We start from the raw sequence: 24,815 nt of genomic DNA, 5'->3' as shown, positions 1-24,815 counted from the left end.
TTTGCCAAAGGGGGTCACCCGGGGGGGCTATGGACTTTGGGTGACCCCAACCATACACTTGGTCGCACGGTGACTAACTTTGACCCAACCATGCCGACCTGTTTTGTGATTCAGCCTTTCGACTCCGGCAAGTTTGATAAGCGGTATGAAAGCGTTTTTGAGCCCGCCATCAGGGCGGCGGGAATGGAGCCCTACCGCGTTGACAAGGACAGCTCAGCAACTGTCCTGATTCAAGCAATTGAGGAGAACATAAAGCGGGCGGCAGTGTGCCTCGCAGACATAACGACCGATAACCCGAACGTCTGGTACGAGCTCGGGTTTGCCCAGGCATCAGGCCGCCCCTTGGTTATGGTGTGCGGGGACGAGCGGCAGCGCGAAGGGAAGAAATTCCCGTTCGACGTCCAGCATCGCGCCATTGTCACTTACAAGACCGAAGCAATTCAGGACTTTGAGGACCTAAGGGAACGCTTGACTACCAAGCTCGTTGCGATGCTCCAGCAAGGCGACACTATTGAACAGCTTGCTGAGCGAGAGACTGTTGCACCAGTAGATGGCCTCTCTCCTGCAGAACTGACGTTGCTTGCGGTCGCTGCCGAGAGCGTTACCTTGCTTGACCAAGGGGTAGGCGTTTGGGGGCTCAAGCAGGACATGGAAAGGGCGGGATTAAATGGGATTGGGTTCGCCCTAGGTCTCAGGAGGCTCACACAGAAGGGGTTAATCGAGACGGTAACCCTCGTTGATGAAAGGCATGGAGAGCCTTATGACGGGATCAGGGTTACGCCCGAAGGGTGGGACTGGGTTGACGCCAACGAGTCCAAGTTTGTAGTTCACAACAAGAAAGCGGCCCTCTCTTCACCATGGGAGCAGGAGCTCGAGGACCCCCCATACTAAAGCCTGCAATCCTCTAGACCCAGGATCCCGCTGGGAAAATAGTACCCCGCCCTTGCCACCCCTTGGGGGCCTTCCGAACAATTGGCTGCAAGGTCTGCAAAATGGGTCTTGGGGGGGCACGCCGCGGCCGTATTTGTACCGGCGCTCTGAGCATTTCTTCGAGCGAAGCTCTTCAGGTGCTCGCTCGGCCTACGGACATGCCGAACGCTGGTCACTAGTCGGGGGAATTCGCAAATATTTACTGTCTGGGACGTTGATTAACAGGTTCAACGCCCGTTCTTCGGTGACACCCAAGGTCTGCGCTACGTGCCGCATGGTCTCGCGCAGAACGGAGGTCGAATCGGTTTGCGACAAAAAGAGGCCGTAGGCCGAAGAACTCCACAAGTAGCGTGGAACACCTTCCTCGCCGGTACAAGCTGCCGCGTAGCCAGTAATAATTGGCGTGAACTCGCGCCGCGACGAGAACAGCTCGCACAGAAGCTCATCATCTACGTTGCACTTGTTGAGTAGAAGAAACGACTGCAATCCCACCCTGGCCAAGCGCTGTGCCCGTTCTATTAGCATTACCACCAAGTCGTTTTGCCGGCTGTTAGGGTTTTCTGTCCGGATAACGAAGTGCTTGTTGCCGATTAATGCTTTGTTCGAATATCTTGCTGCAGCGCCTAAGTACCAACCTTGCGGCACATCCTTAGGGAAGACGTTCAGCCCGGTTATAACTGAGGTTGGCGACAACGTCAGATGCTCGACTATGCTGTGTCCGCCGATGACATATCCGCCCTCCCGGCAGGCGGCTGCCAAGTCTACCCACGGGTAGTCCGAGTCGGAAATCTTCGATTCCTGCGTTTTGAGCAACGCTTCACGGGCTTGGTTGTAATCGCTAAACCCGTAGCTTCGTGCGGCGGCGTCCAACGCTTGTGCGGAAGTAAGTCGCAAGGCAAAGGCGGCCTCAAGATGGCTCTTCAGGCGCTTGCCTTGAGCCTTCAGGATCTTCAGGTGAGACTCACCATTCCTGGCAGTGTGCTTCAGATTGGCCGGCATGGCCGAGAAGAATGCGTCAACGTTAAAGTCGACTGGAAATGCTGTGTGCTCGGATGGCATGTATTGTCCTCTACCGAGACCCGTCACCTTAATGGATATAAGCCGCCCGCATTGCCTGCCGAGTCCCGGAAAAGGATTCAACATGTCTGTCGTGAATCAACCGAATGGTTGCCGGACTTTACCGTGTCGCTTGCGCGACGCGAGCTGGCAGGTGCCGGAACCTGCGGCAGGTATATCACAGCCCTCGTGATGGTCGCAAGTCGTTCGCTCTCCAACTCCGAAGTGACAACATGGAACTCACGTCTAAGCTCGTCCAACTCGGCGGACATACCCTCCTGCCACCACCGGGGGCTCTGCAGACGAGGGGTCCATGTTTGCCAAAGGGGTCACTCGGGGTGGGTCGGGGCTCGTCACAGATCCAAAAGCTGTGCGTGTTAGAGTCCACTTAGACCGGGAAAGGAAAAGAACAATGGAGGGTGAAGTGATCGAGGCAAACGCGGGCTCTTGGGACACCGCTGCACGGCAAGGGCAAAAATACATCTCGCGCCACTGGGCACGCCTACTACCAGCAACAAAGACGATCCTGGCAGCCGATGGTTACGACGAATACGGCAGGTTTGTCGCCGGCGATGACTCTTCGATGTCCGACGTAAGACACTTGGAGTATGCGCTAGGCGTTCTGGCTGAGGCTCAATGGAGCAAAGTCCCGAGCAAGAAGGGCGACGAGATTGCGGGCTGTTTCATGGGCGACGATGTTTTGCACCAAGGCTCAGAACTGCTCGGAGGTGGATTTTCGCGTGAGCCCGAATTCATAGAAGTAGCCGTCGGGGCCATCCTCAAGCATCAAACAGCTAGTGCTTTGCAAAGCCTGTACTTCTCTGGGGGCACAACAGAGACTCCTACCTCTTCTGCCATTTGGGGGGGAAAGCGATTGGAAAGACAGTGCTGCTGATTGGACTGCCTGCTTCTATCGGCGGCGGACTTGCTTATGCGTCAGAAGGAAATGGCGTAGCCGCGTCGCTGTGCGCGTACTTCGCCTTTGCAGCCGTAGGCATTTATCGCTCAAGGAATGAGGTAGTAGCTGCGAAGGAGCTTACTGGCTACTGGAAGTGGAGCGGTTTGCTGAGCCGGGATTTCCACCTTGGGACTGGGCACGGGCTGCGCAGCAAGCTGGATGAGATGCTGCGACAGGACATTTATGTGCCGTCCGTCCTGATTGATCTTTGCGCGATGCTTCACCAACGGTCGGCCCCCATACTCGGAAAAGCGTAAGTAACGCGATGGAAGAATTCCTCAAAAACCTGCAAAGCCCGAGCTGGTGGGTGGGAACCATCGTCGTCGGGATTCTTGTGAACCTCGCTACGCCCCTCATCTCCCGCAGCCTGGAGAAGTTTTCCAGTTCATGGGCCGACAAGCGCCGGAAGCAAAGGGAGGAGCGGGACAAGCGACACCACAAACTCGCTGTCGCCATGCGGACGAGCCCGAGCTGGATGCTTTTGATTGTCGCCCAGGAGCAGCGGAACCGCTCGAACGCGATTATCTGGGCGTTGTTTGCATGCTTCTGCATGGGTGTGGCGCTTTATGCGGGCAGGAAGGGAATCCTGCCTGACACCCCGTGGTACGAGGCCGGTCGCCTGTTTGGGGGCGTGTTCGCTGCGTTGTCCGGCGTCTGCACGTCCTTTGCGATTAGGGCGCTTGGACAAGCGGCCATCAATCAGAGCATCCTTCGGCAATCCTGGTCCGGCACCAATATCGAGAAGGCAATGAAGGCGCAGATGGAGGCGGATGCGGCCACAGTCACAGACGCCATAAGCGCAGAGACACTGACCGCGAAATAGACGCGGGGCTGCTGGTAGGGTTGGTGTACCAACGGAAGGCCCCCTGCTGTACCAACGGGGCTCAAGAGTCTCCGAAAAGTCAGTCAGCACTAACCCAAAATGCCATGCTACAGTTGGGATTCAGCGCCACGGCTACCTAGCCAAAAGGAACCATGGGTGCCTGCCGGCGGGACCACAAACTAGTTCTCTGAAGTTCTCTGAAGTTCTCCCCTCCCAAGTAAATCAAGGCCTCGCGGGCTTTTGACGTCCGCCAAAGTTCGCCGGGAACCGTTAGCATCCGCGTGTTTTAGGGGCATCAACAAATGCCCCTATATCTGGTGCCCCAAAACGATGCCCCGTACCGTCGAGCCATTAAGCGACACTAAAATCCGCAATGCGAAGCCGAAGGACCGTTCCGATAAGCTGTTTGACGGTGGCGGCCTATTTCTAGAGGTCATGGCCGACGGGCGAAAGCTCTGGCGTTTCAAGTATTACCGGCCCGCTGGCGGCGAGAATCGACTCGGCTTCGGCAGCTATCCGGAGGTCACGCTCGCCCAGGCCCGTGCGCGGCGCGAGGCCGCGCGGACCCTTGTGGCCAGCGGCCAGGATCCGAGCACGGTAAAGCAGGAACAGCGCCGCGCCATCAAGATCGCCGCGGGTAACTCGTTCGAGGCTGTCGCCCGCGAGTGGTATGCCACCCGGAAGAGCAACTGGACGACGACTACGCCGGCAAGGCGATCGCCTCCCTAGAAAACGACGTGTTCCCCGTCATCGGCGCCATGCCGATTGCTGACATCAAGGCGCCGGTGCTGCTGGACATGCTGCGCAAGATCGAGGCGCGGGGCGTGCGGGACACCACCAAACGCATCCTGCAACGCGTGCGCGCGGTGTTCCAGTACGGGATCATCTATGGGGCGTGCGACCGCAACCCGGCCGCCGACATCGACAGTGCCACCGCGCTGAAGGGCGCGGCGGTCGTGCACCAAGCGCGCGTGTCCGCGCTCGAGCGGCCGCAGCTGCTGCGCGACATCGATGCGTACGAGGGCGACGCGGTGGCGCGAGGCCACGGCCGCCGACATCCGGCGCGCCGCAGGCGGTGAGCGGCCAAACTGCGTGTTCATTTCGTCGCCGTGCAAGGGTGCGTCCGGGCTGTCCGAGGCCTTGAGCCGCACGCCGAAGTACCAGGCGCTGAACGAGCTCACGCTGCGCTGCGTCTGGCTGATGTGCGAGGCCTGGAAGGATGACCCGGTCGAGCTGATCGTCTTCGAGAACGTGCCGCGGCTCGCCACGCGCGGCCGCCATCTGCTGGACCAGATCAACCAGATCCTGCGCCACTACGGCTATGCCGTGAACGAGACGACGCACGACTGTGGCGAGATCGGCAAGCTGGCCCCCGAGTTCGACAGTTTGAGCCCGATTTTCGCCATTTCTGACCGTCGCCCCTAGCACTGGCGCGGCTTCCCGGGTCGTGAGCGTCAAACTCTTGTAGTGGCACGTTTGTAACGACGAAGCCTATATTTGACAAGGCATTCAATGCCTGTACAGTAACGGCATGTTCGTCAAAGTCACCTCCTCTGGTTCTCGCCGCTACGTGCAGTTGGTCGAGTCCTATCGCGATGACAACGGTCAGCCTAAGCAGCGCACCGTTGCCACCTTGGGCCGTCTTGATCAACTTGGCGACAGCATGGAAGGCGTGATCAATGGGCTGTTGCGAGTCACCGGCCGCCCCACACTTGAGGCAGCCGCCGAGCCCGCGGTGACGTTCGAATCGGCCCGTGCGCTCGGCGACGTGTGGGCGCTCTCCGAACTGTGGCACGAGCTCGGCTTCGACGGCTTGCGCCGCGTGTTCCGACGCACCCGCCATGCCATCGATGTCGAAGCGCTCGTGCGCATCATGGTCTTCAATCGCCTGTGTGACCCGGAATCTAAACTGGGCGTGCTGCGCTGGCTGGAAACGGTTGGCCTGCCAGGGTTATCTATCGAAGCCGTCGACCACCAACATCTGCTGCGTGCAATGGACGCGCTGGTCACGCATCAGGCAGAAGTAGACGCCGTGTTGGCGGGGCTGTTGCGTCCGCTGGTCGATCAAACCTTATCGGTGGTGTTCTACGACATGACGACCATTCGTGCCGAGGGTCTGTCGCAGCAAGAAGATGATGTGCGCCAGTACGGCATGGCCAAGGAAGGCGTCATTGCCCGGCAGTTCATGTTGGGGGTCGTGCAGACGGCAGAAGGATTGCCGCTCTATCACGAGGTGTTTGACGGCAATACCGCGGAAGTCACGACGTTGAAGCCAACCCTCGAGAAGGTGCTGAGCCGGTTCCCCGTCAAGCGCGTCATCGTCGTCGCCGATCGGGGACTGCTCTCGATCGACAACCTGGCAGAGCTGCAGACGATGACCTTGCCAGACGGTGCGCCGCTGGAATTTATCCTGGCGGTGCCGGGCCGTCGCTACAACGATGTGGTCGATTCATTGGAAGGCCTCCACGCACAGCAATGCCTGCCGGCCCGTGAAGAAGTCCTGGGCGAAGTGCCATGGAACGGCTTACGCCTGATCGTGGCGCACGATCCCGTGGTTGCGCAGGAGAAAGGCGCGCAACGCGATGCACAGATTGCGCACCTGGAGCAGCTTGCCGCGCAGTGGGTGGGCAAGCTTGATGCGCAAGACACCGGTCATCGCAGTCGTGGCAAAAAGCTCTCCGATGGCGGTGCCCGTGCACGGTTCTACCATGCGGTTTGCGAGGCCCATCTGGCTCGTATCATCCAAGTCGATCTGAAGAGCGAGCGCTTCTGCTACGCCGTCGATGAGCGAGCCTTGCATCATGCCCGCATGATGGATGGCAAGCTGCTGCTGGTCACCAATGCCGCGGATCTCTCACCACGTGAAGTCGTCGACCGCTACAAGTCATTGGCGGATATCGAACGCGGGTTTCGTGTGCTCAAGTCCGAGATCGAGATTGGTCCGGTCTATCACCGCTTGCCAGACCGTATCCGCGCCCATGCGGCGATCTGCTTCATGGCACTGATTCTGTATCGGGTGATGCGGATGCGCTTGCAGGCCGCCAACAGCGAGTTGTCGCCCGCGCGAGCCCTTACCATGCTCAATCGCATTCAGCACCACCGCATCGTCTTCGACCAAACCAAGTCCGTGGCAGGGCTCTCGACCATCAGTCAGGAGCAGGCCCGGGTTTTCTCCGCATTGAAGGTTCGCAAACCAGTCAAAACGAGCCAACTGACTCTCTTGTAGTGGAGCGTTTTGCAGTCGGCTCCAATCAAATCAAAGACTTACGCTTCTAACTGTCGAACTCGGGTGGCCCAGAGCCGCAAGCGCTTCCTCATGGTGGCTCGGCACATGGAACAGGTCCCGGCCTTCCTGTATGAGCCCGAGATTCACCGTCTGCAGGGCGTCGGCACCGTGCTGGGCCGCATGCCGCTGCCGGGCGACCCGGCTGGCGGGCCGACGCGCCGCGTGCCGTCGCTGCAGTGGAAGACCTGGGTGCGCCTGGCGTTCGTCGAGGCCGGCAGCGACTGGCGCAGCCTGAACAAGCTAGCGGTGGAGGATGGCCAGCTGCGAGACTACCTCATCGTGCCCGAGTATCGCGACGGCTACATGGGGGTGAATCGCTGGGACCAGCCGAGCGGTACCGTCGCTGGTCGCAGTGGCCCGACGAACGGCACGTTCAGCGTCGCGGACCCGCGTTTCGCCAAGAGCGCGAAGTGGAGCGACGGCCATGCCTATGGCGTGCTGCCGTGGGAGCAGCATGCAAACACCATCGCCGCGCAGCAGATGCCCGGCCAGGGCTACTACACCGTCGCCGATCCGCGCCACGCTGGTCCGGCTAAGCACAACAATCAAGCTGGCGGCGCTGTCACGGGCGCCCACGGCACCGGCCAGTGCGTGCAGGACCCACGCGCGTCCACTGGCTTCGAGGGCGCGGGCAAGTACCGCATCACCGGTTTCGACGAGCCGGCGGGCACTGTGATCGCGCGCAGCGACACCGGCCAGGGTGCCTATGCTGTGGCCGACCCGCGCCCGGGCATGCGGCGGGAGCGCGGCGACGACTACCTGACCGGCGGCCACTATGGTGTTATTGGTTGGGATCAGCGGAGCGGTGCGGTGTCGGCAGCTGCTGGCCATGACAACGGCCGCTGGTCGGTGGCTGATCCGCGTCTGCCGGCGGCGAACGACAAGCTGGTTGCGATCATCCGCGCGCTGGACGGCACCTGGCACCGCCCTTTCACTACGTTGGAACTGGCCGCGCTGCCGTCGCTGATCGAGCCGGAGGAATACCTCGAGCTAGACGGGCTGAGCGATCAAGCCTGGCGTGAACGAATCGGCAACGCTGTGCCGCCGGATGCCGCGCGCGCGATTGCGGAGGTGATGGGCACTACCCTGCTGCTGGCCGAGGCCGGCGAGACGTTCATGCTGTCGGCCACGCCGGTGTGGGTACGGCCGGTGGCGGTGGCGCAGCCTGCGGAGGTCGCATGAGCGAGCCCAAGACATTATGGAGCCCGGCGCGCCGGGTGCGCGACCACCATCGCGCTGGTAGCAAAGCGCCCGAGCCGAGGCTATTTGATCGCGTCCGCCGCAATTGCAAGCGCCCACCCGGCAAAGAGGCAGACAACAACCCAGCCGGAGGTGATGGCTGCAATTTCACGCCAATTCATTGCGTGGCTCCTTCAGCTATCGATCGCAATAGGGTTAAGGGTAGTAACGATCACCAAAAAATCACGCGGTGAGATGTAAAGAAATATTGCGATGCACCCAAGTCGGGCCCGAGCAGTCGGCGAGCTCTTTGAAGAATTTTTCTTTATCGTCCATGACTGCGATATCGGCAGCGGGCGGGAAACCTTGAGGCATTTGGCATGAGCGAGAACACAAAAATCGAATGGACCGACCACACGTTCAATCCGTGGGAGGGTTGCCAGAAAGTCGGCCCCGGCTGCGACCACTGCTATGCCGAGACGCGCAACGCGCGCTTCGGCGGCGGGCAAGCGGTGAATTGGGGCCCGGGCGCGCCGCGCCGGCGCACGAGCGCCGCAAACTGGCGCAAGCCGCTTGCCTGGAACCGCGATGCCGGGGTGTTCTAGGCACAGCACCGGCGGCGCCAGCGTGTCTTCTGCGCCAGCCTGGCCGACGTGTTTGATAACGCCGTGGATCCGGCCTGGCGTGCGGACCTGTTCAAACTGATTGAGGCCACGCCCAATCTGGATTGGCTGCTGCTGACTAAACGCATCGGAAATGCGCGCGCCATGTCCCAGGTGGCAATGGGCGCCATCGGCTGCATCCATAAGCCGCTGCCCGAGAACGTCTGGCTCGGCGCCACGAACTGCAACCAGGAGGAAGCTGACCGCGGCATCCCAAAGCTGCTGGCCGCGCCAGCGCGCGTGCGCTTCCTCAGCATGGAGCCGCTGCTGGGGCCGGTCGATTTGCGCATGTGGATGCGCTCCGCTTGGCGGGGGCCCCTGCCCATTGGCTGGGTGATCGCCGGCGGCGAGAGCGGCGCCAACGCGCGACCGATGCACCCGGACTGGGCCCGGGACCTGCGCGACCAGTGCGCGGACGCCGGCGTGCCGTTCCTATTCAAGCAGCACGGCGAGTGGACTCCGGTCACATACGAATATGAGAACGAGAGCCTCTCCAGTTGGCGAGCCGACCCGGCGACCATTGCGCTGAACTGGCGCGAGATTCGTGAGTTCGGCGATGGTATCGGCGCCGCCAGGATCGGCAAGAAGGCCGCCGGCCGCCTGCTCGACGGCGTGCAGCACGATGGATTTCCGGCGGTGGCGGCATGAATGAGCGCGCCATCCCTGATGCCCTGATCACGCATATTCGCGCGAACGAGATCTCGCGTGAATTTTCGAGCGTATGGACGGGTTCGCCGCCCAGGCGCCAGCGCCGTTGATAGCGTCCCAGAGGTGCCGATATCGCTCCACATGCGTATCGCACTCGGTGCAGTCGGTGTCGGGCATCACGCCGAGGTTCGGGCCGATAGCGTCATAGAGTCCAGTCCCACCGCATTGCGGGCATACGCTCCAGTCGCGCTCTTCGCGCTCGGTGCCCAGGGGTTCAACGCCCTCGGCTGCCGCATCGGCCTCGCTGCAGTCGTTCAGCCGCTCGAGGCGCACGCCGGTCACCTCCAGTTGGATCCGAGACAGCGCGCGTGGCATGTGGATGGGATATGCGAGCGTCCTTTCCAGGAAGGCGATGACATCGGTCAGAATAAGGATCGAGATCTGTGAGTGCAATGCAGCCTGTTCGGCTTCCCTCGCAAGCTGATCTCGCTTTGCGTCCTCGCGCTGCCGGTAGGGAACATAGATTGCGATAGCCAGGGCCACCGTTGCGCCGTAAGCCTGAGCCCAGGCCGCCCAATCCTGACTCGCCTTTGGCGGTGCCAAATAAAAGCCATAAGCGAGGTAGCCGAGTCCTGCAAGCACGAACGGAACAACAGAACCACGTAGAAAATCCCTCATTTCTGTATGCCTCCGTTGGGCGTACGCAGAACACCGATGTGATCCGCCCACGCCTGCATCATCTGCCGGCGCTCGGGCAAGTACTGCGCATGGTTGTAGGCCGCGCGCACCTTATTGCGCTCGACGTGCGCCAGCTGCCGCTCGATCACGTCCGCCCGAAACCCTAGCTCATTCAGCGCGGTCGACGCCGCCCCTCTGAAGCCGTGCCCGGTCATGCGCGAGTGGTACCCCATGCGGTACAGGGCATAGAGCATTGTGTTGTCGCTGATATGGCCAGTCTTGCCGCGGGGGCTGTAGAAAATGAAGTCGCGGTGGCCGTTGATCGCACGCAGCTTTGCCACTACCGCCAGGGCCTGCGTGGACAGGGGCACGACGTGCGAGTCGCGCATCTTCATCCGCTCAGCCGGCACCAGCCATTGGGCTTTGTCCTCGTCGATCTCCCCCACTGGGCTTGGATCATCTCGGTGGTGCGGGCAAAGGTGAGCGCCATGAACTGCATCGCCAGGCGCGTCACCCTGCCGGCGGCTCTTTGCCGTGAAAGGCGGTGTACATGGCCCTGGTGAACAGGTCCATGACTGTGCACTTCACGCCCACCAGCTTCTCGAAGTCGCGCGCGGCGGCCGGGTCGACATCGATGCCGCCGATGCACTTCCAGGTGGCGATCATGTTGCCGACCTGCGAGGCGGCCTTCTTGAAGCCCTTGGCAACGCCGCCCAGGCCGCAGCAGAAGCCGAAGGTTTTGTATTCGCGGCGGATCATGCGCGTGCCTCGTTGTAGGAGCAATCCTTGTTGTAGGCGCGACCACTTCCTACATCCGGCATGCAACTCAATGCGTATCCTGGATGAAGGCGAAGATCCAATTGGAGAGAGCTATGAAGCCCATTTTTGTACTGCTTGCAGCTTCCGTTGCACTGTTGAGCGGCTGCATTGTTCCCCCTATGGGGACGACTATCGGGGCGGTGGCGGGTACTACGGCGGAGATGGCCGAGGGGACCACGGCGATCGCAACCGAGGCGATCACCGGGACTACGGTGGTGACAGAGATCGGGGGCAGGGCGGCCAGCGCTACTAGCGCCGCGCTGGCGAGCACTTGGGCGGTCATGCGTAGTCCTTTTTGTTGAGAGAGTGGGCCACGCCGGCGCATTTCGTCCTGTATTGAAGTGGCTTCGGCAGGTGTTGCATATCGACCGTCGGATGCGCTGGCGCATCGATCTGTTCGCACGGCCACATTCGGTCGGTGTCGCGCTAGCAGATGCGCGACGCTTCGTCCAGCGGGTACTTGCCTGCCTCGTTGAGACGGGTCACGTAGCCGCTGCAATTCTTGCCCCACCACATCACGCAGTTGCCGACGAACTGGCGTGTGTCCTGGACGTAGAACATCGGCTCTGCATCGCGCGCATCCACGGCAGCGGCGGGCGCGGCGAGCACGGTGCGGAATCGGTTGACGGCATCATTCCAGCCGCAGCGCCAGAAGAATACGCGCGAGTCAGTCCAACCTTCTTCGGTGGACGCGTACTTGGGCTCATCGGCGGCAGGCTGTGCCGTGTGGAGGAACCGGGTTTCCAATGCCCCCAGCTGCCCGAGCGCGCTGGTGCCATGTTGTGGCAGCGGCGAGTGCTTCGGTTTTGCGGCCTGTTTGGCACGGATCTGCTCCACCTCCGTCCAGATGCGGGCCAGTTCGGCATCGCCGGCTTCGTGCATGCCCCGATCTTGCGCCAGGCATAGGGCGGCAAGCGTCACCATCACGCCGCCCACTTCCTGATGCTTGTCCCCGACCGGCCGCCCATAGACGTAGTCCACCAACTGGTGCGCCTCGCTGGCCGTGGCGCCACACGCCTCGACCAGTTCCAACGCCTCTCGAGAAAGCGATGATTGCGTTCCTGGGCGTCAGCGGCGATCTCGGCGCCAAAGCAAGCCATCATCCACGGTTGCACGCGCGCCTGAAATGGCGCCGGCATAGCCGCCAGCGCTGCGTCGGGGATGTCATTGAGGCGTTCGTCGTCTTCCGCCACCAGACTAAAATCGTTGGAGCTCATCGTGCCTACGTCCCAGGCGCTCCATACGCGCTGGCAGTCATAGGCATGGCCAAGCGCGCTGCCACGGCATCGCGCACGGCTTGTTTCTGTTCTTCGTTCATTCCTTATCCTCCCCCGTGTCACCGGTCATCTTCTTGAAGAACCGATGTTGTGCGTACGCGCCGACCCCAAGGGCAATGAAGAGGCCGGCGACGGTTACGATCAATGCGGTGTGGCAGTTCATGCCGCCGTGGCGAGATGCCGCTTGATGCCGTAGTACACGGTGCGGCAGGCGGCCAGGTCGACGGCGGCGTTGTGCGCGCCCACCAGGTCGGTGCCGGTGAAGTGCCGGAAGGCCTCGCCCAGATTCGGCGACTTGGCCGTGCGCCGTCCGGCGGACAGCATCTTATCGGTCGGCGGCAGGTTGATGATCTTGGTGCTCTTCGACTGCGTGCAGAAGGCGGGCGCGGTCTTCCACTGCTCGTGGAACCCATCGTCGTGGCCGAGTTGGCGCATCAGTTCAATGCGCACCATCCGCAGATCGAACGACTCGTTGTGGGCCACGCGCATCTGTGCCTTCTTCCACATGCCAATGAAGAGCGCGAGTGCCTCTTCGATGGGCACGCCGAAGCGCTCGACCTTCTCGTTGGTGATGCCGGTCACGATTGCTGCTCCAGGGCGGCCAGCATCGCGTCGGCAATCTCAACGGTGCGCCGCGAGATGAACTCCGTGGTGCCGCCGCTGAAGACGTCCGCCAGCGCCGGGTTCGAGACGATGGCTTGCATGGCCTTGGTCGCGATGTAGGCGCGCTGGGTCATGCCGGTGCTGTCCAGATACATGCTGCCGACGAGCTGGCGCGTTTGCGGATCAGGGATAAGGGCGCTGTAGGGGAACGCCGAGCCCCCGCCTTTGCGCGCGCTCATGCCACGCTCCTGGCCGCGTCAATCACGTCGGACAGGTCCTGCTCGCGATACGACTGCTGGATCTCTGCCTGCGCGTCTGCGCGGTCTTCCTCGAGCGACTCGACGGCCTGTTCTTCCAGGTGCGCGATGAAGTCGGGGGCAGGTCGTCCAGCATCTCGGTGGTCTCGCTGCCGTCGGCGTTGACCAGGCGGACGTCCGTCGCTTGAAAGCGCGGGGCTTGACCGAGGCCGGGCGTGGTGAACTCGCCCGTGACGGACCAAAACAGGCCGGCGGCGGTCACCACGGCCTGGACCTGGTCGGTGCGCAGGCGCGGCTGGCGGAAAACTCGGGCGTAGGTGCTGAGGGAGGGCATCGGGCTTTCCTTAGGCTGCCTGCGTGGCGATCTCGATCGCGGCCTGCTCGGTGGGCGCCTCGACGTTGAAATAGCCGGTGTGGCATGCGCCCATGGTCGGGCTGACGTAGAACTGGACGACCAGCCAGGGACGACCAGCCAGGCGTTTTTGCCCTGAGAGATCGCTTTGAAGTGGTGTTCGCGCTTGGTGGCAGCCATGACAGTCCCCAATCAGTAGCCTAGCAGGTCGCGGGCGGCGGCCATGGTGGCCGGGATGGTGTCCTCCACCAGCGACACGACGCCGTTCGTCACGACTTCGCTGGTCACGGTCAGCGTGCCGTCGACGTTGGCGACGCACGGGGCGCCGTGGGATTCGATGAAGCGGATGAGGTGGGTGGTGGGCATGGGCAGGTCCTTTTGGTCGCGAGGCGGGGTTAGGCAGCCATCAGCTAGGCGGCGCGGTGGCGATGACGCGGTTGGCCTGTTCGGCGACACGGCTTTCTGCGACGGCGCGCAGGCGCTTGCCATCGGCGACCATCTCCCGGGCTTCGCCGCCGGTGATCTTCGAGATGCCGTTGTGCGGCACGAAGGAATAGAACTGCTCGCCGCGCACCAGGACATAGGCGTCCGGGGCGAAGTCACCCGCGGTCGGGATCTTGGCGACGACGGTCAGGCCGGCCAGGAACCCCACCTTGACCTGTTGACCCACTTCCCACGACTGCTTGGCTTGCTTGCTCATTTCTGTCTCCGGCGAACCACTGCGAACTTCAGCGGCGCGAACTTAGTTTAGAATTCTAATCCGCAAAAGTAAAGCGAACTAAACCAAAAGTTTAGTGTCCTGCTTTGGTGGGGTGCGAACGGTGGGTTCGCGCCAACTGGCGCGCCGCCGCCTAGACTGGTCTGGGGCGGCCTTGGGATGTAACCGGACGACGTGATACGCCAGTTCGAGCAGCTGGCGCTGAATGAGGAAACTGAACTACCGATCGACGACGCGATTGCCGGTCTGGCGGTGCTGCTGGGTGATCCGGCTATTCAGTGAAAGGAGAGGGTATTGCTGACGGAGGTGAGCGTGATGATGGTGTCTAGTTCGGATGGCAGTCGGCGGCTTTCCGTTGCCAGGCGGGGGCTGATCACGTCGATCTCGACACCGAGGCCTCGCGCGAAGGCCGCGGCGATGTTCACGCTGAGCGGCAGTTGCCCGGCCAGGTACTGCGAGATCTGGGGGCCGATCTCATGGCGGCGAGCGAATTCCGCAATGCTGAGGGGGCCCTTGTGCTGCGTGAACAGGGCGCTCAGCCGTTCAGCGTCCTCGATCTGCCAGGCTTCCAGGGTCTTTCGAGCGCGCCACCTAGGTGCACTCATGGGCTGATCGCATCAGGCGCTTGGCACATGGAGGGGGATCCGCGCGGGATGATGGCGGCAATCCGATGGATCGTCTGCACCGATTCCAGGGGGCGTGTCATCGGGGGCACGCCGTTATTGATCGAGCCCAGGCACACCTCATCGTCGCGGACCCAGAGCAGCTCTTTCGCGACCGCGCTGCCATCCCGGAACTTGACCACGACGTCGTCGCCGGGTTGCGCCTCGAAGCTGGGCTCAACCAGGATGAACTCGCCGCTCTTGATCCGTGGACGCATGCTGTCCCCGCGGACACGCAGGCCGTAGGCCGACGGGTCACGGGTGGGCATGACGATCCAGCCGTCGCCCTGGTCTGGCGGGTAGTCGTGGATGCTGATGTAGCCGTCGGGGCCGCCTTGGGCTTGGCCCACGACCGGAACTTGTCGGCATCTGGGCATGCGCTGGAAGTCGCTGTCGGCAAATGCCCTGAGCTCGTCGTCCGCCTGTGATTCGCCGTCATTGGCCGCAGCTGCCGCGGCCTTCTTTTCACCCTTCTCCATGACGATCCACAAGGCGTTGTAGCCGTACGCATCTTGGATGCCAACGGCGTATTCCAGCTTGATGGATTTGATCTGGCCGCTCAGCCACTGGCTCACCGTTCCTTTGGTAACGCCGGCGGCCTTCGCCAGCGCCACAGCTTCAGCGCCGGTCTCGTCCAGGATCACTTGCATTCGTTCGCTTAGGGTCATTTTTAGAAATCTAAACCAAAGTGGGTTTAGAGGGCTTGATAGTGACGGTTTAGAGCGCTATACTATGGGCATGAACGCACGCGAACTCATCCAGGCCCTTGGCGGCCCCCAGGCTGTCATCAGCGAGACCGGTCTCAGTAAAGGACGGATTTCGCAGTGGCAGACGAGCAACCACATTCCTCGGCCTTGGGTGATGTTTCTGCGTGCGCGATTTCCAGCTGCCGTTGACTGGGATCAGATGGATCTGGCGGACCGAGAGGAACTGAAGCCCTCGAAGAAGAAGGGGCGCCCCAAGTCTGCCACCCACCTAGACCATCCCGAGGCCGCTTAAAGGCGACCCGACCAATACGACTTTTGCCGCGCCTCTCCACTCCCAAGTAAATCAAGGCCTCGCGGGCTTTCGACGTCCGCCGGAGTTCGTCATGGGTCGCCTACATCGGCCGTTTTTCGCGGCATCGTTCGTGGCGCCGGCCACTGCCACACAATATCCAGTGCCATGAAGAAAGGCCAAAGCGCGTAGAACCGCTGAGGGTGCTGCTGACGGAGGTGGGCGCCACGCTCTATAGGCTGAGTAAAGATGCGCGAGAGAGGGGCGCGCTGGGTATGTGATGAGTACGCGTTACGATTTCGTTACTGGGTGGCTCGGGAACCCCGAATAGACTGAGCGGTACAGGCCCCTCAATCACGTGGGCTTTTGGAGATCGAGATGCGGAAGATCAAGATGTTCGCCGGCCTGGCGATGGCGGCGTGTACTCTCACTTCGATTGCAGGTTATGCCCAAGATAGGGGCCCCGGCGGCGATGATCGCGGAAGGCCGCCCATGGGCCCCGGCGGCGATGATCGCGGAAGGCCGCCCATGGGCCGCGATCAGGGACAAGATCACGATAGAGGGGGCTACAACGACCGCCGTGGGGATGGTGACCAAAGCAGGCAAGGCGACCGCGGCCGGGACAGTGACCACAGCCGGCAAGGTGACAGAGGTTGGGAAGGCGACAGGGGCAGGGGACAGGTGGATGGAGGGTATGGTCCTGATCGTCGCGCTGATCGCCCGGGCCCTGGCAGCTGGCATAGAGGCGAAAGGGTCCCCCGGAATACCGCCAGCGTCAGTACGTGATCGATGACTGGCGCTCCTATCGGCTGTCGCCTCCGCCGCGCGGATACCAGTGGGTGGGAGTCGGCGGGGATTATTTCCTGGTCGCCATTCCGACCGGCGTAGTCTTCCAGGTGGTCATCGGGCGCTAGATTGCGGACAACAAAAGCCCGCCTGGCGGCGGGCTGCGATGATTTGACGATCGGCCTTAGTGCCGATGAATCAGATGGTCAAACCATGTCTGAACGGCACGCTGCTGTGTCGAAAGTAGGGTCGGATCACGCTCGCGGAGTACCCAGACAACGATCGCGCATAGAGCTAATCCGATGAGCAGGACGACTAGCGAGGCAACCATGGCGGCCTCCTATTGGGTGGCTATGCAACCAGTGTAGGCCGTTCCCGTCGCGAGCGAGTGGCAACAACAGGCCCAACGCATGCCATATACCAAACGCTCTCGCGTCCGTTCAAGGCCGCGAAGTCCCAGAGGCGCTTAGCCAAGGTGCTCTTGCCTGTTCCTGGCAGGCCTTCCACCAAAATCAATTGCACCCTTGACCGCCCTCCAATGTCCGCAACTCGCCACTCCTGCACAAAGCGTAGCGTTTCACCGCGACTGCCGCCAGAAATTGCAATGCAGTGGCTTGTCGCCACATGGCGCACGCCTCAATGCGTCCCCATCTTCGAAAACAGCTGAATCACCGCCACCCCGGCAATGATCAACCCGATCCCCGCCCAAGCCGCCAGATCCGGCACCTGCCGATACAGCACGCTGGCGATCAGCGTCACGAGCACGATCCCCGCGCCGCACCAGATCGCGTAGGCGATGCCCACGGGCACGGTCTTCATGACCTGCATCAGCAGGAAAAAGGCGCCGACATAGCCGGCCACCACCAGCACGCTTGGCCATAGGCGCGTGAAGCTCTCGGAAGCCTTGAGGCTGCTGGTGGCAATGACTTCGGCCGCGATGGCGAGGGCCAGTAGTACGTAGGCGTTCATCGATGGGTCCTTCTGATTGGCTGTCGCTGGGGCCACATTTTCCCATAGCTGCCCGGCTGGCCTCGCTAGGTGTGCAGTGCAAAGCATGGTTGAAGCCGCTTTGCGGGCTGACGATCCCTCCTTTCGGGTGGTTGTCCCGTGCCGGGATGCCATCTTCAATCGGGAGTAGAGCGCGTTGTTCAGGCGCCGGTAGTCCGGAGTCTCGTTGTAAGGTGGTTGCGGTTGCCCCGACCAGCTGGCGGACGTGATAAAGCCAGCGGCGGGTGAGTCAGGTTCTAGGGGGGCGTCATGAAAGGCGAGGATGAGGTTCAGACCGTGTGGCCGCAGGTGGATGGCCAGACGATGGGTCAGGGGTCTGGCAGAACACGATTGCCGCGGCCGATGTTGCGCTGGAAGAGGCGTCGCGTATCCAGCGAGGCGTGCAGCACAACATGAGGCTCCAGCAGGAGGTGAGGGCGCTGCGCGAGGAGTTGCGCAAGGCGCACGGCGAACTGGATCGCTACCGTGGCATGCATGCGCGCGTGGTGGTTGGCATGCGGCAGCTGGAGGAGGACAACGCCGGCGAGATGAGCCGCCTGCGGGCCGAAAGCGAAATGCTGATGGTCCGCCACCGGGTCTACAAGCTGCTCTCCGAGCATTACGCGCTCACCGCGCTGCGCTTCGATCCTGCCACGTTTGCCGAGCACCGCGACCGGGTGCTGCAGCACATCCTGTTTCAGCGACGCAAGGGCACGCCGATTTCCGGGATCGGCGCGGCGGATATCGCTTTCCTGCTGCTGTAAGCGCTCGCGCTTATCCAGCCTTAGGGGCGGCGCGCGGGCGCAAGACCATCAGCGCCAGCATGCCGCCCACCACACCCCAGAAAGCCGACCCCACGCCGGCCAGCGTCATGCCTGAGGCCGTGATCATGAACGTCAGCAGGGCGGATTCGCGCTCGGCCGGCGTTTGCATGGCCGTGGTCAGGCCGCTGGCGATCGAGCCGAGCAGGGCAAACGCGGCCACCGCCACGACCAGCGCTTTGGGGAACGCCGCGAACAGCGCGGCGATGCTGGCTGCCAACGCCCCCGCGACCAGATAGCCGATGCCGCAAACCACCGCTGCCGTATAGCGCCGGTTGCGGTCGGGATCGGCTTGCGCGCCGGTGCAGATGGCCGCGGTAATGGCCGCCAGGTTGATGCCGTGCGAGCCGAACGGGGCGAGCAGGGCGGAGGCGATGCCGGTGACGGTGATCAGCGGCGAGGCCTGTAAGTGATAGCCGTCGGCGCGCAGCACCGCCAGCCCGGGAATATTCTGCGACGCCAGCGCGACGATGAACAACGGTACCGCGATGCTGACGAAGGCTTGCAGCGAGAATGCCGGCGTGGTCCATACCGGCCTGGCCAGCGCGAAATGGAACGATTCGAAATGCAGCTGGCCTAGCGCGCCGGCCAGCGCCACGCCCACCAGCAGCACGCCCGGCACCGCGTAGCGCGGCCAGAAGCGCTTGCCCAGCAGGTATAGCGCGAACATCGACAGCAGCAACAGGGTCTGATGCTGGGCTTGCACGAACACGTCGACGCTGATGCGGAACAGGATGCCGGCCAGCAGTGCGGAGGCAATGCTGGCCGGCAGCGCGCGCATCAGCTTGTCGAACCAGCCGGTCATGCCGGCGGCGGTCATCAGCACGGCCGCCATGACAAAGGCGCCGATGGCCTCCGCGTAGGGCACGCCAGGCAGGCTGGCGATCAGCAGGGCGGCGCCAGGCGTGGACCAGGCCACGACGATGGGCGCCCGCGTCAGCAGGGACAGCCCGATGGTGGTCACTCCCATGCCGATGGACAACGCCCAGATCCACGAGGCGACTTGCGCGTCCGACAAATGGGCCGCCTGGCCGGCCTGGATCATCAGCACCAGCGAACTGGTGTAGCCGGTCAGCATGGCGATCAGCCCGGCGACCAGGGCGGAGACGGAGAGATCGGTCAGCTTCAGGGGAGCGGTGGACATGGGGCGGGGCATGGGACGGGCACTCGACGCAACGCGTGCGGAAAAAGTGGCTGGGCCGCCATCTTCGCACGAGTTGCGCCGTACTGGCCTCGCGCTCAGTCGGCGACCTTGTCGCTCGGGAACTTGAAGGAGTCGCGCAGCAGGTAGCTCATGGGGATGTCGAGGTTGACCCCTTGCGGCGGGATCGGCGACTGGAACCACTTCTTGTAGAGCTTCTGGGTATCGAGCGAATAGATGGAGGCGACCAGGGTCTTGTCCACCAGGCGCTTGAACTCGGCGTCCTGCTTCGACAGCATGATGGCGTAGGGCTCGATCGTCAGCAGCTCGCTGGTGACGGTGTAGCTGGCCGGGTCGCGCGCGTTGGCACGCAGGCCGTAGAGCAGCACGTCGTCCATCACGAATGCGTCGGCCTTGCCTTGCTCGACCATGGCGAAGGCTTCGGCGTGGTCCTTGGCTTCCACCACGCGCATTTGCATGGCGCCGCCGCCGTTGATCTGGCGTACCACCGCTAGCGATGTGGTGCCCACCGTGGAGACGACCGTTTTGCCGCGCAGGTCGCCCAGCTTGCGGATGCCGGAGTCGGTCTTGACCAGCATGCGGCTGCCGGCGATGTAGTGCGGAATGGTAAAGGCCACCTGCTCGCGCCGCTCGCGGTTGTTGGTGGTGGACCCGCATTCGAGATCGGCCTTGCCGTCGACGATGGCGGCGATGCGGCTGGCCGGCGTGACCGGCACGAATTCCACTTTGAGGCCCGGGAGCCGGAGCGCGCCGCGCAGGGCATCGGCCACCCGCAGGCACAGGTCGATGGCATAGCCATGGGGCTTGCCGTCGGCCACGAAGGAAAACGGCACCGAGCTTTCGCGGTGGGCGATGCGCAGCACGCCGGTCTGTTCGATGCGTTGCAGGACCGGCGTGCCGCCGGACTGCGCGGCGGCGCGCCCGGCGCCGATGGCGAGCGAAAGCAAAAGCAGGGTCGATAGCACTAGGAGCAGCGGCAGGCGCTGCGCACGCGGATGGATCATGGAATTCCCCGTACAAAGAAAAAGGCGTCAAGCGGAATTGGCGTTGGGTCGCCTGCACCGGTTCGGACCGGTTCTTGTATTGCTGCCGTTGTGCTGCGGCCTGCGGGCCGGCGGCCATTGTTCCACGGGGGCGAGCGGCTCGACAATCGTCACGGCGGGGAGTGTTGCGCGGCGCGCAACAGGCGGGCCGCAGGCGGGCGTTGACGGGGCTTTCCCTTACGGACTTGTACGACTAGAGTCGGCCGGAGGCGCTTGCTATGCTCCGTTCCGTGCCTTGCGAGCAGGGCACCGAGGAGAGACTCTTGGGCCCGCGCGAGCGCGGGCCCTTCTTTTTGTCGCGACCGCAGGCGCGGGGTTTGCGCCGCCTCCGGCGAGGGCGGGCGGAGGTGGTCTACAATGCCGGCTACCTGGCACCCCGCCGCCCGGTTGCTGTCCGACGCCGGCGCGCGGCCGCGGGTTCAAGCCGCTTGAATTGCCTCCTTTCGCTGTCTCCTTTCGTATTGCTCCCATGGCCCTGTTTTCGATTTCCGACGCCCAGCTTGCCTTCGGGCATGTGGCCTTGCTCGACCATGCCGACTTCTCCCTGGAAGCCGGCGAGCGCGTCGGCCTGATTGGCCGCAACGGCTCCGGCAAGTCGTCGCTGCTCAAGATCGTGGCCGGCTTGTCCGTGCCGGACGATGGCCTGATCGCGCGCCAGAGCGGCGTGACCTCGGCTTATGTGCCGCAAGAGCCGCAGTTCCAGCCCGGCGTGAACGTGTTCGATGCCGTGTCCCAGGGCCTGGGCAAGGTCCACGACCTGCTGGTCGCCTATGAAGCGGCGCTGGCGGCGCTGGACGACAACCACGACGAGGACTCGCTGGCCGAGTTGCACCGCCTGCAGTCGGAAGTCGATGCGGCCGGCGCCTGGGGCTTGCGCACGCGGGTGGAAACCACGCTGGCCCAGCTCAGCCTGACCGCCGATGTGCGCGTGGATTCCCTCTCCGGCGGCATGCAGAAGCGCGTGGCGCTGGCGCAGGCCCTGGTGGCCGAGCCCGACATCCTGCTGCTCGACGAACCGACCAACCACCTGGACGTGGAAGCGATCCGCTGGCTGGAAGACCTGCTGCTGGCCTTCCGCGGCAGCGTGCTGCTGATCACCCACGATCGCGCCTTCCTGGACCGCGTGGCCACCCGCATCGTCGAGCTGGACCGCGGCCGCCTGGTTTCCTTCCCCGGCAACTTTGCCGCCTACCAGGCCCGCAAGGCCGAGCAGATGGCCGCCGAGCAGGTCGAGCAGGCCAAGTTCGACAAGCTTCTGGCACAAGAAGAAGTCTGGATCCGCAAGGGCGTGGAGGCGCGCCGCACGCGCAGTGTGGCCCGTATCCAGCGCCTGGAGACGATGCGTACCGACCGCGCGGCACGCCGCGACGTGCAGGGCAACGTCAAGCTGGAGGTCTCGCAAGGCGAGCGCTCCGGCAAGATCGTCGCCGAGCTGACCGATGTCAGCAAAGCCTATGGCACCAAGATGGTGGTGCGAGATTTCACCGGCACCATCATGCGCGGCGACAAGGTCGGCCTGATCGGCGCCAACGGCGCGGGCAAGACCACGCTGCTGCGCCTGATCCTGGGCGAGCTGGCGGCGGACGTCGGCACGGTCAAGAACGGCAGCAACATGCAGGTGGCGTATTTCGACCAGATGCGCACGCAGCTGGACCTGGAGCGCTCGCTAGCCGATACCATCAGCCCGGGCAGCGACTGGGTCGAGATCAATGGCCAGCGCAAGCACGTCACGAGCTACCTGAGCGATTTCCTGTTCGCACCGGAACGCGCGCGCTCGCCGGTCAAGTCGCTGTCCGGCGGCGAGCGCAACCGCCTGCTGCTGGCGCGCCTGTTCGCGCGCCCGGCCAATGTGCTGGTGCTGGATGAGCCGACCAACGACCTCGACATCGACACGCTGGAACTGCTTGAAGAACTGCTGCAGGACTACAGCGGCACCGTGTTCCTGGTATCCCACGACCGGGCCTTCCTGGACAACGTCGTGACCTCCACCATCGCTGCCGAAGGCGACGGGCACTGGCGCGAGTACGTGGGCGGCTACTCCGACTGGCAGGTGCAGTCGGCGCGCAGCGCGGCCATGCAGGACGCGCGCGGTGGCGAGGGCAAGGCCGCCGCGGAAACTACGAAGCCACGCGAAGCCCGTGCGGCCAACCGCCTGGTCAAGCTGTCGTACAAGGAGCAGCGAGAGCTGGACACGCTGCCGGAGCGCATCGCTTCGCTGGAAAACGAGCAGAAGACCGTGAGCGCACAGCTGGCGGACGGCTCGCTGTATGTGAGCGACGCGGGCAAGGCTGCGCAACTGGCGGCCCGCCACGACGAGATCGACCTGGAACTGTTGGGGGCGCTGGAACGCTGGGAAGTGCTGGAAGCCAAGACCAAGGCCGAGGCACAGTAAGGCCGACATCGCCTGCCATGACGATGGCTGTCTCTTCCTCTCCCTCAGGAGGAGAGGAAGAGACAACGGGCGATTGTTAGTCTTCGCGTGCGCTCACCCGCACCAGGCGAGCACCATGTTCGTCAGATCCACCATGAACGCCGGCCGCAGGTAGGCCATGAAGGCCAGCGCCAGCACCCCGGCCAGCGCTGCAATGCCTGCTGCCCGAAGCGCAAGGCCAGCGGGGTGTGCCGTGCTCATGCCGCCGCCGCCTGCGGCCGCGCGATCGCATGCTCGCGGATCGGCAGGTTGACCAGGGCCGCTACCACGCCCAGCCCGATCGCGATCATCCATACCGTGTTGTAGGTGCCGGTCCGGTCATACAGGAAGCCACCCAGCCAAGCCCCCAGGAAGCTACCGATCTGGTGCGAGAAAAACACCACGCCCGACAGCATCGACAAGTACTGCACGCCAAACACCTGCGCGATGATGCCGTTGGTCAGCGGCACCGTGGACAGCCACAGGAACCCCATCATCGCGGCGAACACCCAGGTGCTGGTGGCCGTGAGCGGCAGCAGCAGGTAACCGGCGATCACCACGGACCGGGTGATGTAGATCAGCGAAAGCAGGAAGCGCTTGGGCACGCGCTGTCCCAAGGCGCCGGCGCTATAGGTGCCGAACACATTGAACAGGCCGATCAGCGCCAGCGCCACGGTGGCGATCTTCGGGTCGGTCAGGCCCCGGTCCTTGAGATAGGGCGCCAGGTGCACGCCGATGAACACCACCTGGAAGCCGCAGACGAAGTAGCCGAGCGTGAGCAATTGGAAGTTGCGGTTGCCGAACGCCTCGCGCACGGCCTGGCCGATGGTCTGCTGGAAGCCGGGCGCGTGCGTTGCGCCTTGCGGCTCGCGCAGGCTGAAGGCCAGCGGCAGCATCAGGCAAGCCAGCACCGCCAAGATGAACAGCGCATTCTGCCAGCCGGCCGTTGAGATCAGCGTCTGCTCCACCGGGATCATCAGGAACTGCCCGAACGAGCCCGCGGCCGCCGCGATGCCCATGGCCCACACGCGCTTCTCGGGGCTGGCCACGCGGCCGATCACGCCGTACACCACGCTATAGGTAGTGCCGGACTGCGCAATGCCGATCAGGATGCCGGCGCCCGAGGCAAAGGCGGTGCCCGAGGTGGCCATGGCCATCACGACCAGGCCCGCCACGTACAGCGCAATGCCGACGAGCATGATGCGGAACCCGCCAAACTTGTCGGCCAGTGCGCCCGTAAACGGCTGGGTCACGCCCCACATCAGGTTTTGCAGCGCCAGCGCGAAGGCGAAGGTCTCGCGGCTCCAGCCGTGCGTTTGCGTGATCGGGAGGTTGAACAGGCCGAAGCCGTGCCGGATACCCATCGATAAGGTGACGAGTAGGCCACCGCAAATCAAGACGGTCGTGAGGGAGAGTGGTTTTCTTTGTGTGTTTTGAATCGTGTTCTGCATGGCGTCCTGCATCCTGGCTCGGTGTGCTTTGTGCTGTTGTGGTGCTGTTTTAGTTTTGTCGGCGCGGTCCGGAACCGCCTTGGCCACGCCGTGCGAGCGAGTGTACTCCGCATCCCGGGAGGGCGTCAGGCGCCACTCCGGTGCCGTCCGCGACACCGAATGTGTCGAATCGTGCACGGCCATTGTTGGTGACGATTGGCATCAAGACGGCTACCCGCTTCCATTACAATGCAGGCTGCCCGGCCCCCTGG

General features: G+C 63.2%; 27 protein-coding genes and 5 pseudogenes. 14 read left to right on the top strand and 18 right to left on the bottom strand.

Annotation, left to right across the window (positions count from 1 at the left end; translation table 11 throughout):
* The first annotated feature begins 90 nt into the window (after nt 1-90).
* Nucleotides 91-891: a hypothetical protein gene (locus tag OMK73_RS21715; protein WP_267603886.1), complete on the top strand. Its 801-nt coding sequence runs from the start codon at nt 91-93 to the stop codon at nt 889-891.
* A 189-nt stretch (nt 892-1,080) separates the two neighbouring features.
* Here the strand turns inward: OMK73_RS21715 and OMK73_RS21710 are convergent, their stop codons facing one another.
* Nucleotides 1,081-1,989 (bottom strand): glyoxalase superfamily protein, encoded by a 909-nt coding sequence (locus OMK73_RS21710; RefSeq protein WP_267603885.1) that lies wholly within the window; start codon nt 1,987-1,989, stop codon nt 1,081-1,083.
* Between the two features lie 409 nt (nt 1,990-2,398).
* Here OMK73_RS21710 and OMK73_RS21705 point away from each other — a divergent pair, with 409 nt between their 5' ends.
* From OMK73_RS21705 to OMK73_RS21665, 9 genes and pseudogenes are all read left to right on the top strand, one after another.
* Complete coding sequence (locus OMK73_RS21705; RefSeq protein ID WP_267603884.1) at nt 2,399-2,881, top strand: hypothetical protein; 483 nt, start codon at nt 2,399-2,401, stop codon at nt 2,879-2,881.
* Entirely contained in the window at nt 2,872-3,201 is a 330-nt protein-coding gene (locus OMK73_RS21700; protein WP_267603883.1) for a hypothetical protein, read from the top strand. The genes OMK73_RS21705 and OMK73_RS21700 overlap by 10 nt, the downstream gene beginning before the upstream one ends.
* A gap of 8 nt (nt 3,202-3,209) precedes the next feature.
* On the top strand, nt 3,210-3,767 hold the full coding sequence (locus OMK73_RS21695; protein WP_267603882.1) for a hypothetical protein: 558 nt from the start codon (nt 3,210-3,212) through the stop codon (nt 3,765-3,767).
* A gap of 330 nt (nt 3,768-4,097) precedes the next feature.
* On the top strand, nt 4,098-4,496 hold the full coding sequence (locus tag OMK73_RS21690; RefSeq protein WP_267603881.1) for an integrase arm-type DNA-binding domain-containing protein: 399 nt from the start codon (nt 4,098-4,100) through the stop codon (nt 4,494-4,496).
* Nucleotides 4,433-4,846 carry a tyrosine-type recombinase/integrase gene (locus tag OMK73_RS21685; RefSeq protein WP_420715557.1) on the top strand — a complete coding sequence of 138 codons (414 nt, stop codon included), beginning with the start codon at nt 4,433-4,435 and terminating at the stop codon, nt 4,844-4,846. The genes OMK73_RS21690 and OMK73_RS21685 overlap by 64 nt, the downstream gene beginning before the upstream one ends.
* Nucleotides 4,800-5,138 (top strand): annotated as a pseudogene (locus OMK73_RS21680) (DNA cytosine methyltransferase); the annotation flags it as partial. The gene OMK73_RS21685 and the pseudogene OMK73_RS21680, both read left to right, overlap by 47 nt.
* Before the next feature lie 160 nt (nt 5,139-5,298).
* Nucleotides 5,299-6,993 (top strand): IS1634 family transposase, encoded by a 1,695-nt coding sequence (locus OMK73_RS21675; RefSeq protein ID WP_267603879.1) that lies wholly within the window; start codon nt 5,299-5,301, stop codon nt 6,991-6,993.
* Between the two features lie 63 nt (nt 6,994-7,056).
* Nucleotides 7,057-8,235: pseudogene (locus OMK73_RS21670) on the top strand (DNA cytosine methyltransferase); the annotation flags it as partial.
* A 377-nt stretch (nt 8,236-8,612) separates the two neighbouring features.
* A pseudogene (locus OMK73_RS21665) lies at nt 8,613-9,542 on the top strand (phage Gp37/Gp68 family protein).
* Nucleotides 9,543-9,569: 27 nt separating this feature from the next.
* On the opposite strand, the gene OMK73_RS21660 reads toward OMK73_RS21665, so the two are convergent.
* The 12 genes and pseudogenes from OMK73_RS21660 to OMK73_RS21605 all read right to left on the bottom strand — a co-directional run bounded on the left by OMK73_RS21660 (nt 9,570) and on the right by OMK73_RS21605 (nt 15,558).
* Nucleotides 9,570-10,220 carry a hypothetical protein gene (locus OMK73_RS21660; RefSeq protein WP_267603878.1) on the bottom strand — a complete coding sequence of 217 codons (651 nt, stop codon included), beginning with the start codon at nt 10,218-10,220 and terminating at the stop codon, nt 9,570-9,572.
* Nucleotides 10,217-10,734: pseudogene (locus OMK73_RS21655) on the bottom strand (tyrosine-type recombinase/integrase); the annotation flags it as partial. The pseudogene OMK73_RS21655 and the gene OMK73_RS21660, both read right to left, overlap by 4 nt.
* Nucleotides 10,731-10,979 (bottom strand): hypothetical protein, encoded by a 249-nt coding sequence (locus OMK73_RS21650; protein WP_324291755.1) that lies wholly within the window; start codon nt 10,977-10,979, stop codon nt 10,731-10,733. The gene OMK73_RS21650 and the pseudogene OMK73_RS21655, both read right to left, overlap by 4 nt.
* A gap of 67 nt (nt 10,980-11,046) precedes the next feature.
* Nucleotides 11,047-11,322 (bottom strand): hypothetical protein, encoded by a 276-nt coding sequence (locus tag OMK73_RS21645; RefSeq protein WP_267603877.1) that lies wholly within the window; start codon nt 11,320-11,322, stop codon nt 11,047-11,049.
* Between the two features lie 143 nt (nt 11,323-11,465).
* Nucleotides 11,466-12,071: a hypothetical protein gene (locus tag OMK73_RS21640; RefSeq protein WP_267603876.1), complete on the bottom strand. Its 606-nt coding sequence runs from the start codon at nt 12,069-12,071 to the stop codon at nt 11,466-11,468.
* A gap of 404 nt (nt 12,072-12,475) precedes the next feature.
* Nucleotides 12,476-12,898, bottom strand: a complete 423-nt coding sequence (locus OMK73_RS21635) for a hypothetical protein (protein ID WP_267603875.1) — start codon at nt 12,896-12,898, stop codon at nt 12,476-12,478.
* Entirely contained in the window at nt 12,895-13,158 is a 264-nt protein-coding gene (locus OMK73_RS21630) for a hypothetical protein (protein ID WP_267603874.1), read from the bottom strand. Before OMK73_RS21630 ends, OMK73_RS21635 begins: the two co-directional genes overlap by 4 nt.
* A 22-nt stretch (nt 13,159-13,180) precedes the next feature.
* Complete coding sequence (locus OMK73_RS21625) at nt 13,181-13,510, bottom strand: hypothetical protein (protein WP_267603873.1); 330 nt, start codon at nt 13,508-13,510, stop codon at nt 13,181-13,183.
* A 210-nt stretch (nt 13,511-13,720) separates the two neighbouring features.
* Nucleotides 13,721-13,894: a hypothetical protein gene (locus OMK73_RS21620; RefSeq protein ID WP_267603872.1), complete on the bottom strand. Its 174-nt coding sequence runs from the start codon at nt 13,892-13,894 to the stop codon at nt 13,721-13,723.
* A 40-nt stretch (nt 13,895-13,934) separates the two neighbouring features.
* Complete coding sequence (locus OMK73_RS21615) at nt 13,935-14,228, bottom strand: hypothetical protein (RefSeq protein WP_267603871.1); 294 nt, start codon at nt 14,226-14,228, stop codon at nt 13,935-13,937.
* A gap of 293 nt (nt 14,229-14,521) precedes the next feature.
* A complete protein-coding gene (locus OMK73_RS21610; RefSeq protein ID WP_267603870.1) occupies nt 14,522-14,851 on the bottom strand; it encodes a helix-turn-helix domain-containing protein in 330 nt (109 codons plus the stop codon).
* Nucleotides 14,848-15,558, bottom strand: coding sequence for a S24 family peptidase (locus tag OMK73_RS21605; RefSeq protein ID WP_267603869.1), 711 nt, complete (start codon nt 15,556-15,558; stop codon nt 14,848-14,850). The genes OMK73_RS21610 and OMK73_RS21605 overlap by 4 nt, the downstream gene beginning before the upstream one ends.
* A gap of 88 nt (nt 15,559-15,646) precedes the next feature.
* On the opposite strand from OMK73_RS21605, the gene OMK73_RS21600 reads away from it, so the two are divergent.
* Together OMK73_RS21600 and OMK73_RS21595 are read left to right on the top strand one after the other, a co-directional pair.
* Entirely contained in the window at nt 15,647-15,907 is a 261-nt protein-coding gene (locus OMK73_RS21600; protein ID WP_267603868.1) for a hypothetical protein, read from the top strand.
* A gap of 375 nt (nt 15,908-16,282) precedes the next feature.
* Nucleotides 16,283-16,818 (top strand): annotated as a pseudogene (locus OMK73_RS21595) (RcnB family protein).
* A gap of 508 nt (nt 16,819-17,326) precedes the next feature.
* On the opposite strand, the gene OMK73_RS21590 reads toward OMK73_RS21595, so the two are convergent.
* Complete coding sequence (locus tag OMK73_RS21590; RefSeq protein WP_267603867.1) at nt 17,327-17,659, bottom strand: DMT family transporter; 333 nt, start codon at nt 17,657-17,659, stop codon at nt 17,327-17,329.
* Between the two features lie 317 nt (nt 17,660-17,976).
* On the opposite strand from OMK73_RS21590, the gene OMK73_RS21585 reads away from it, so the two are divergent.
* A complete protein-coding gene (locus tag OMK73_RS21585; RefSeq protein WP_267603866.1) occupies nt 17,977-18,441 on the top strand; it encodes a hypothetical protein in 465 nt (154 codons plus the stop codon).
* Nucleotides 18,442-18,451: 10 nt separating this feature from the next.
* Here the strand turns inward: OMK73_RS21585 and OMK73_RS21580 are convergent, their stop codons facing one another.
* Nucleotides 18,452-19,642 (bottom strand): benzoate/H(+) symporter BenE family transporter, encoded by a 1,191-nt coding sequence (locus OMK73_RS21580; RefSeq protein ID WP_267603865.1) that lies wholly within the window; start codon nt 19,640-19,642, stop codon nt 18,452-18,454.
* Between the two features lie 95 nt (nt 19,643-19,737).
* Nucleotides 19,738-20,664: an amino acid ABC transporter substrate-binding protein gene (locus tag OMK73_RS21575; protein WP_267603864.1), complete on the bottom strand. Its 927-nt coding sequence runs from the start codon at nt 20,662-20,664 to the stop codon at nt 19,738-19,740.
* Nucleotides 20,665-21,172: 508 nt separating this feature from the next.
* Here OMK73_RS21575 and OMK73_RS21570 point away from each other — a divergent pair.
* The gene (locus OMK73_RS21570) at nt 21,173-23,095 is read left to right on the top strand and encodes an ATP-binding cassette domain-containing protein (RefSeq protein WP_267603863.1); all 1,923 of its coding nucleotides are present in this window, start codon (nt 21,173-21,175) and stop codon (nt 23,093-23,095) included.
* Between the two features lie 93 nt (nt 23,096-23,188).
* On the opposite strand, the gene OMK73_RS21565 is transcribed toward OMK73_RS21570, so the two are convergent.
* Entirely contained in the window at nt 23,189-23,335 is a 147-nt protein-coding gene (locus OMK73_RS21565; protein ID WP_267603862.1) for a hypothetical protein, read from the bottom strand.
* Nucleotides 23,332-24,564 (bottom strand): MFS transporter, encoded by a 1,233-nt coding sequence (locus OMK73_RS21560; RefSeq protein WP_267603861.1) that lies wholly within the window; start codon nt 24,562-24,564, stop codon nt 23,332-23,334. The genes OMK73_RS21565 and OMK73_RS21560 overlap by 4 nt, the downstream gene beginning before the upstream one ends.
* Nucleotides 24,565-24,815: the final 251 nt, after the last annotated feature.

Origin of the sequence: Cupriavidus sp. D39 (assembly GCF_026627925.1) — a bacterium.
Lineage (GTDB): Bacteria > Pseudomonadota > Gammaproteobacteria > Burkholderiales > Burkholderiaceae > Cupriavidus > Cupriavidus ulmosensis.
The sequence above is the reverse complement of the archived record's forward strand: the minus strand, read 5'-3'. Positions and strand labels throughout refer to the sequence as shown.